The organism is Streptomyces sp. XY431, assembly GCF_001279805.1.
Lineage (GTDB): Bacteria > Actinomycetota > Actinomycetes > Streptomycetales > Streptomycetaceae > Kitasatospora > Kitasatospora purpeofusca.
The window spans coordinates 46,861-53,113 of sequence record NZ_LGDO01000358.1 but is presented as its reverse complement, the minus strand read 5'-3'; the positions used below and the strand labels follow the sequence as shown (position 1 = coordinate 53,113).

Annotated in this window: 8 protein-coding genes and 2 pseudogenes; 7 read left to right on the top strand and 3 right to left on the bottom strand. The window is 71.6% G+C overall.

Annotated features, from left to right (window positions below; all coding sequences use genetic code 11):
* From ADK60_RS26380 to ADK60_RS26365, 5 genes and pseudogenes are all read left to right on the top strand, one after another.
* Window positions 1–219 (top strand): ATP-binding protein (locus tag ADK60_RS26380; RefSeq protein ID WP_199839759.1); only part of this gene is annotated, 219 nt, incomplete at its 5' end.
* A complete protein-coding gene (locus ADK60_RS26375) occupies window positions 216–449 on the top strand; it encodes a hypothetical protein (protein WP_053649299.1) in 234 nt (77 codons plus the stop codon). The genes ADK60_RS26380 and ADK60_RS26375, both read left to right, overlap by 4 nt.
* Window positions 446–661 carry a hypothetical protein gene (locus ADK60_RS26370; protein ID WP_053649296.1) on the top strand — a complete coding sequence of 72 codons (216 nt, stop codon included), beginning with the start codon at window positions 446–448 and terminating at the stop codon, window positions 659–661. Before ADK60_RS26375 ends, ADK60_RS26370 begins: the two co-directional genes overlap by 4 nt.
* A gap of 162 nt (window positions 662–823) precedes the next feature.
* Window positions 824–1,001, top strand: a pseudogene (locus ADK60_RS43835) (transposase); the annotation flags it as partial.
* A 181-nt stretch (window positions 1,002–1,182) separates the two neighbouring features.
* Window positions 1,183–1,641, top strand: coding sequence for a hypothetical protein (locus ADK60_RS26365; protein ID WP_053649294.1), 459 nt, complete (start codon window positions 1,183–1,185; stop codon window positions 1,639–1,641).
* Window positions 1,642–1,827: 186 nt separating this feature from the next.
* Here the strand turns inward: ADK60_RS26365 and ADK60_RS42345 are convergent.
* Both ADK60_RS42345 and ADK60_RS26360 read right to left on the bottom strand, forming a co-directional pair.
* A pseudogene (locus ADK60_RS42345) lies at window positions 1,828–2,027 on the bottom strand (transposase); the annotation flags it as partial.
* A 208-nt stretch (window positions 2,028–2,235) separates the two neighbouring features.
* Complete coding sequence (locus ADK60_RS26360) at window positions 2,236–3,003, bottom strand: class I SAM-dependent methyltransferase (RefSeq protein ID WP_053649292.1); 768 nt, start codon at window positions 3,001–3,003, stop codon at window positions 2,236–2,238.
* A 55-nt stretch (window positions 3,004–3,058) separates the two neighbouring features.
* On the opposite strand from ADK60_RS26360, the gene ADK60_RS26355 reads away from it, so the two are divergent.
* Entirely contained in the window at window positions 3,059–4,021 is a 963-nt protein-coding gene (locus tag ADK60_RS26355; RefSeq protein WP_053649290.1) for an ArsR/SmtB family transcription factor, read from the top strand.
* Window positions 4,022–4,223: 202 nt separating this feature from the next.
* The gene (locus ADK60_RS26350) at window positions 4,224–4,412 is read left to right on the top strand and encodes a hypothetical protein (protein ID WP_053649283.1); all 189 of its coding nucleotides are present in this window, start codon (window positions 4,224–4,226) and stop codon (window positions 4,410–4,412) included.
* A gap of 87 nt (window positions 4,413–4,499) precedes the next feature.
* Here the strand turns inward: ADK60_RS26350 and ADK60_RS26345 are convergent, their stop codons facing one another.
* The gene (locus ADK60_RS26345) at window positions 4,500–6,203 is read right to left on the bottom strand and encodes an FUSC family protein (RefSeq protein ID WP_107094721.1); all 1,704 of its coding nucleotides are present in this window, start codon (window positions 6,201–6,203) and stop codon (window positions 4,500–4,502) included.
* Window positions 6,204–6,253: the final 50 nt, after the last annotated feature.

Here is a 6,253-nt window from a genome sequence, read left to right as displayed (position 1 = left end):
CAGGCGCCGACCGTCGTGGTCGTCCTCCTGCCCACCCGCACCCTGCGCGTGTCCGTCGCCGACGACAGCCCCACCCTCCCCGAACCCCGCATCTCCGCCGACCCCTACGCGGTGTCCGGGCGCGGACTCCACCTCGTGCGCTCCCTCACCCACCGCTTCGGCGCCGACCCCGCCAAGAACGGCAAGCGCGTCTGGTTCGAACTGGACGCCGCCGCGTGAACGGCCCCATCGACCCCCACGACAAGATCCTGCGCACCTACACCGAACCCGAGGTCACCGCCCTCCTCCTCGAACTCCACGAACGCGGCAGACCCCTCGGCCTGCGCTGGGGCTCCATCTCGGTCTCGGAGCCCACCATCGACGGCCGCCTCCTCGTCGACTTCGGCGACGCCCCCGTCTCCACCCTCCTCAACCTCCTCACCCTGCTCCGCGAGGTGCCCCGGAAGTGAGCAGGTTCCTCGTCGGCGCCGCCTTCGCCGTCCTCCTCGCCCTCGCCATCGCCACCGTCGTCACCGGCGTCGTCACCGCCCTCAAGATCGGCCCCCCCCCACCCCCGATCACCCGCCACGGCCACTGGGAACCCCACACCCTCCCCGACGGCACCACCGAACACACCTGGACCGCCCACCAGACCGACCACCAACCCCACATGCCCCAGTGACCCTCCCCGGTGGCTCCCTTGCACCCAGCAAGGGAGCCACCGCGGGAAAACCCAGGACCAGGAAGTCGACGGCACCGACTTCCCACTCCGCCCCCGGGGCTTGGGAGGTGGCGCTCAAGGGCCCTCGCTGGAGCCCACTTGGGTTCTAGCGGTCCTCGCAACACTGTGGCCACCGGGATGCCGGTCTATTTTTGCGATCCCGCCTCGCCCTGGCAGCTCGGCTCCAACGAGAACACGAACGGCCTGCTGCGGCAGTAGTTCCCCAAGGGCACTGACCTTTCGCAGGACGCTCTGCTGGGACACCCCGGCCGAACGCCTGACCAAGCTTCTCGTCGGCTAGGGCCTGACCCCTTGGGATTTCCCTCGTTCGGGTGGTTTGCCGTCTTGTGGTGCGTCTTCAGGGCTTCTGCAGTATTGCCTGGTGGTCCGGCCGATCTGCGGTCCGGCCCACTTGTCGCCGCAGGAGGCGGTCGACCGGAGTCGGTCGTGGCCGCGGTGACCACTAGGTGAAGGAGTCACCCATGACCTTGTCCTCTGGCGTCTATCGCATCATCTGCTGGCCCGGCACCGAAGGCCCCGAGGCGCGAGTCCTCACAGCCGGGGAACAGGGTGTGACCGTGGTGCCTCAGGGGGCTGCGCCGGAGAGCGAGCAACAGTTTGCGGTGGAGGTCATGCCTGATGGCACCTGTGCCATCCAGATTCCCGCCCGCCTCTTCCCTTCTCGTTCCCTGAGCTACAAGGAGCCGGAGGCCGGCGCGAGGGTGATCCTGGGGCCGCTGAGTGACTTCCCCACTCGTGAGTGGAGGCTCGAGCCGGCTCCGCAGTCGCCGCTGCCTACCCCCTACTTCATCCGTGTTCCCGACAAGGACCTGCTGGTGGTGGTGTCGCCGAAGCCGATCTATCCGCCTGTGCTCGAGCTGGCGCCTTTCAGCTCCGACCTCCAGAATGCCTGGGCGCTCGTGCCGGTCAAGACGGATTAGCCGCGTGGCATCCGAGTGAGGACAACGTCCCCATGCGACGGCAGAGGCTCGGGCGGGCAACCCGGGCCGAGCCTCTGGCTGGACTCTTCACGGCTTGAAACAACAGACGACGTGTTGCAACGACCGTGAGAAACCGCCCCACTTACTTTCTGGCGGTCCTCGCAACACTCATGATCAGTGGCTCGGCAGACGTAGCATCAGCCGCGGTTCGTAGGGCGGGTAGCCGCGCTTCTCGGTGTAGTCGGCTCGGACCGCCGTCAGGCCGAGGACGTCGTGGACCAGGTCGGCCACGAACCGGGCGAGGTGGTCCTGGCACAGCCAGTCGTCCAACGACGGGGCAGCAGCAGGACCTGGTGCGGGTCGAACGCCCTGAACCGCTTGTCCACCGCCGCCGGACGGCCCTGCGACTGCCCCTTCTCGGCCGGCTCGACCTCGAACAACCCGTCCTCACCACGCATACCGCCATCATCCCTCACAAATGATCTCGAAGTGTTGGCGGTTGACGGTGCTCCCCGAAACGGCCACCTTGCGCTCACTCGCTCCCCAGCTGTGCTCGGTCGATCTCCCGGGGGGCGCGTTGTGAGGGCCGTGGGGTCATGCCGGTGAGTCTGCAATGAGGAGGCGGTAGCCGTAGTCCACGCTGTCCTGTTCGAGCAGGTCGCAGTGGCGGCGGTGCCAGGCACCTGAGGCCAGGTCCGCGCGGAGCCGGGCCATCGCCGGTTCCACCACGGCCGAGGGCAGTTGGGCGAACGTCGAGCTGGCCTGCCGCAGGACCGGGTCCAGGAACATCTCCGGCCGGCGCCAGTAGGCGATCTGGAAGCCGTCGGTGAAGTCGTGCGGGATCGGGAAGGGCAGGACTGTGTGCGCGCCCAGGGCCTCGGCCACCTGGTCGAGCGCAGTGAAGCGGGCATGCTCCAGGGCGCGGATCTCCGGCAGGTACTCATCGAGCAGCCACAGCTCCCGCGGGTGCGTCGGGTCCCAGGTGAAGATGACCTGCCGGCGGGCCACTCGGCGCAACTCGGCGAGCCCGCGGTGCAGGTCGGGCCAGTGGTGGACGGTCATCACGGCCATGGCGGCGTCGAAGGCCCCGTCCGCGAACGGGAGGTCCTCCGCTCCAGCCCGGACCTTGTTCGCTCCCGGGTGCTGGTCGAGCATGACCTGGGAGGGGTCCACAGCGGTGACGTGCGCGTGTTCCGGCTCGTAGGAGCCAGTCCCGGCACCGACGTTGACCACCGTGCGCGCCTCGCCCAGCGCCTGCCGGATCAACGTGGCAAGTCGCGGGTCGGGCACCCGCACCCGCCGGTAGTCGACACCGATACGGTCGTAGGTCGCCGGTGCAGCACCGGAAGCAGCAGAATCCATGCCGCCGATCCCACCAGGCCGGGCCACACCGGGCCAGACATTTAGGATGGGCCGAATGTTGCTGCTCCGCCTGGACGTGGGCGACCTCGCCGCCGTCCGGTTCGCCGTCTCACCGCTCCAGGAGACCGTGCTGAGCCTGTGGGCGTGGCACAACCCGATCCGGCACGCCGCGCACCAGCCGCTGCTGCGCCAGGCCGCCCCGCTGCTCGACCACGTGGACTGGCCGCTGCTGCAGGCCTTGGTCGGGCCGCGGCGCTTCCTGCCCGACTTCCTCACCCCCCAGCCCCCGGTCCCCGCCCCTGACATCGACGACGAGTTCGCCGTGCTGCGAGCGACCCCGGCCGAGCGCGTCACCGCCGACCTGCTCCAAGCGGCCAGCGGCCGACCACTGCACCCCCGGCTGCACGGAGCACTGGACGACCCCCTTGGCACGCTGTCGGCCATCACCGACACCCTGTACAGGTACTGGGCCCTGGTGATCGCGCCGCACTGGCCCAAGATCGAGGCCGTGCTGCGGGCCGACATCCTGCACCGGGCCAGACGACTCGCGGACGGCGGAGCCGCCGCGCTGTTCGCCGACATCGACCCCGGACTGAGCTGGCAGGACGGCACCCTGCTCCTGGACGCCTTCCCCGAGGCCCGGCTGGACCTCGACGTGGATGGCCGCGGGGTGGCCTTCACCCCCTCCCTCTTCTGCGACCACGCCGTCACCCTGGTCGACCACGCGCTCCCGCCCCGGGTCTGGTACCCGGCCCGGGGCCGCGCCACGGTATGGCATACCGACGCTGCCGTGCCCGCCGCGCTGGCGGACCTCATGGGACGCACCCGCGCCAGGATCCTCACCCTGCTGGCCGAGCCCGCCGGGACCACCGACCTCGCCCGCCGCCTCGGCACCAGTCCGGGCACGGTCAGCCAGCACCTCGGCGTGCTGCACCGGGCCGGACTGGTCACCCGCGCACGGCACGGTCACACCGTCCTGTATCTCCGCAGCCAACTCGGCGACCGGCTCTCCATCTGAGCTCGAGAGGCCCGCCACCGGAACGATCAGGGCTGTCCCCCGGCAGGTGATCTTGGTTGTGCCGGGACATCGTTGTCCGCCTTCTTCGCCCGGGCCCGTCCTGGGGCCGCCGTACCTGCACTGCTTTTCAGGGTGCGTTGTGGTGGGTTCCGGATCAGGCTGGAGGAACAGATGGTGCCGGGTGTCGAGAAAGGTGCACGAAATGGGCGACGGAGTGAATGGCGGGTCGGAGCAGGCGCCGCAGCGGCTCTTCACGGGTTCGGAGCACCCGTTCGATGCCGAGGACCTGGTGATGGCCAGTGGCCGTGAGCCGACCCCGGAGCGGTTGGAGCGGGCCCGCCAGCTGATCGAGAAAGAGGGCGCGAAGGCCCTGGAGCGGTACCTTCCGTAGACCTCTCCCCGGGCCCGCTGCGCCCGGGAGCCTGCTGTGTCTCGCAGTGCCGCTCCAGTGCCGGAGCGGCACTGCGCGAGGTCGAGATCAGTTGTCGGAGGAGGAGGGCGAGGACGAGGGCGAGGGCGAGGACGAGGAGATCCCCACCTCCCTGCCGTCCTCTGCCTCGGCCTGCGGCGGGTCGCCGAACACTGCGGCCATCGTGCCGAGCGCGTCGTCGACGGCGAGCAGTGCCGCCAGCATCCGCAGCTGCTCGGGCGGGCCGACCGGCGCCGCTCCCGGCTGTCGGGGGATCCGTGCCCGGATCCCCTGGTAGGCGGGCCCGGGCCGCCGGCCGATCGCCCGCCGGACCGCCGCGCTGTTCGCGGCCACCGCCCGGTTGAGCCGGGCCACCCGGGGGTCGGACCAGAGCGCGGGGTCGGTGACCGCCCCGTCCACCAGCACGCCCAGCGGGGCTTCGCAGGCGCTGACGGCGTCCACCACGTCGGCCCGGTACGGGCGGACGGTGGGGGAGCCGCCCCCGCGCCCGGTCAGCCGCCGGGCCGACCGCCCGGCCCGGCGCTCGGCCCGCAGCGGGCGGGCCAGCAGTTCGAGCTGCGCGGCCCCGTACGCGAACCGCGCCCGCCCGCGCAGCAGGGCGGGCCGGTCGGTGCCCGTGACACCCAGCAGCTCGGTCAACGCGGCCAGCGCGTCCGCAGTCCGCCGGCGCAGCACGTCCCGGGTCCGGAGCGGGAGGATCAGCCAGGAGGCCGCGATGCCGACGGCCGCGCCGAGGCCGATCGCCGCCAACCGGGTGCGCAGCAGGTCGTCCGAGCTCTGGCCGAACCAGCCGTAGAGCAGGGAGAGCACGGCGGTGACGCAGGCCGCCCAGTAGGCGTAGCTGAGTTCGCGCAGCCAGGTGGCGAGCGCGAGGACCGCGAAGATCAGTACGACGGCGGCGTCCTCGTGCGGGCCGAAGGAACCCGCGACGGCCGTCGCGACCACCGTGCCCGCAGCTGCGCCGACCGCCCGCTGCAACCCCTTGAACAGCACGTCGCCCCGGCCGCGGGCGCCGCTGCACACGATGAACGCGGTGAGCACCACCCAGGCCCAGTGGTCCGGCCAGACGGCCCGCCCGGCGAGGAACGCCCCACCGACCGCGCCCGCCATCTGGAGGGCCATCCGGGTGTGGACGCCCGGCCGCCGACGAGCCTCCGGTTCCGGTGCCGACTCCGGTGCCGACTCCGGCGCGGGCGCCCGGACGGGAGCCGGCACCAGCCCGGTCCGGACGGCAGCGGCCTGGAAGAGGGCCACCCAGGCGCCGGAAGCCACCGCGATCAGCGCGACCCACAGGGTGTGGTCGTGGCCGGGGACCGGCCCGGCGTCGGGCGGCATGACCAGCAGCGCCACCAGCGGCAGCACCAGCAGGCCGCCGGCCCGGGTCGCCCGGGGGCCGAACCGGCGGACCCAGACCGCCAGCGCCGTCCCGAGGGTGAAGAGAACGTCGGCGGCGTTCGGGTGGAGGGTCATCAACCGCCCGATCTCGGCGGCGCCCGCAGCGGCCGCCGGCAGGACGGCGAGTCCGAGCAGCCGGTCGTACCGGTCGGCGGCGGACTGGACCTTGGCGGCGGTGGCGGCCAGCACCACGGTCTGGACGACCACGTCGACCCGCAGGTGGGCGAAGTGCTCGACCAGCAGCGCGGAGCCGTACGCGGCCAGCATGGCGGCCGTGGTGACGGCGGTCCCGCGGAGCAGCAGCAGCCCGGGGTCGAAGCGCACAGCCTGGCGGAGCCAGGAGAGATATCTACTCATCACGTACGGATTTCTCCCTTGCCTGCTCACGCTGACCGAGGAAGTGCCGA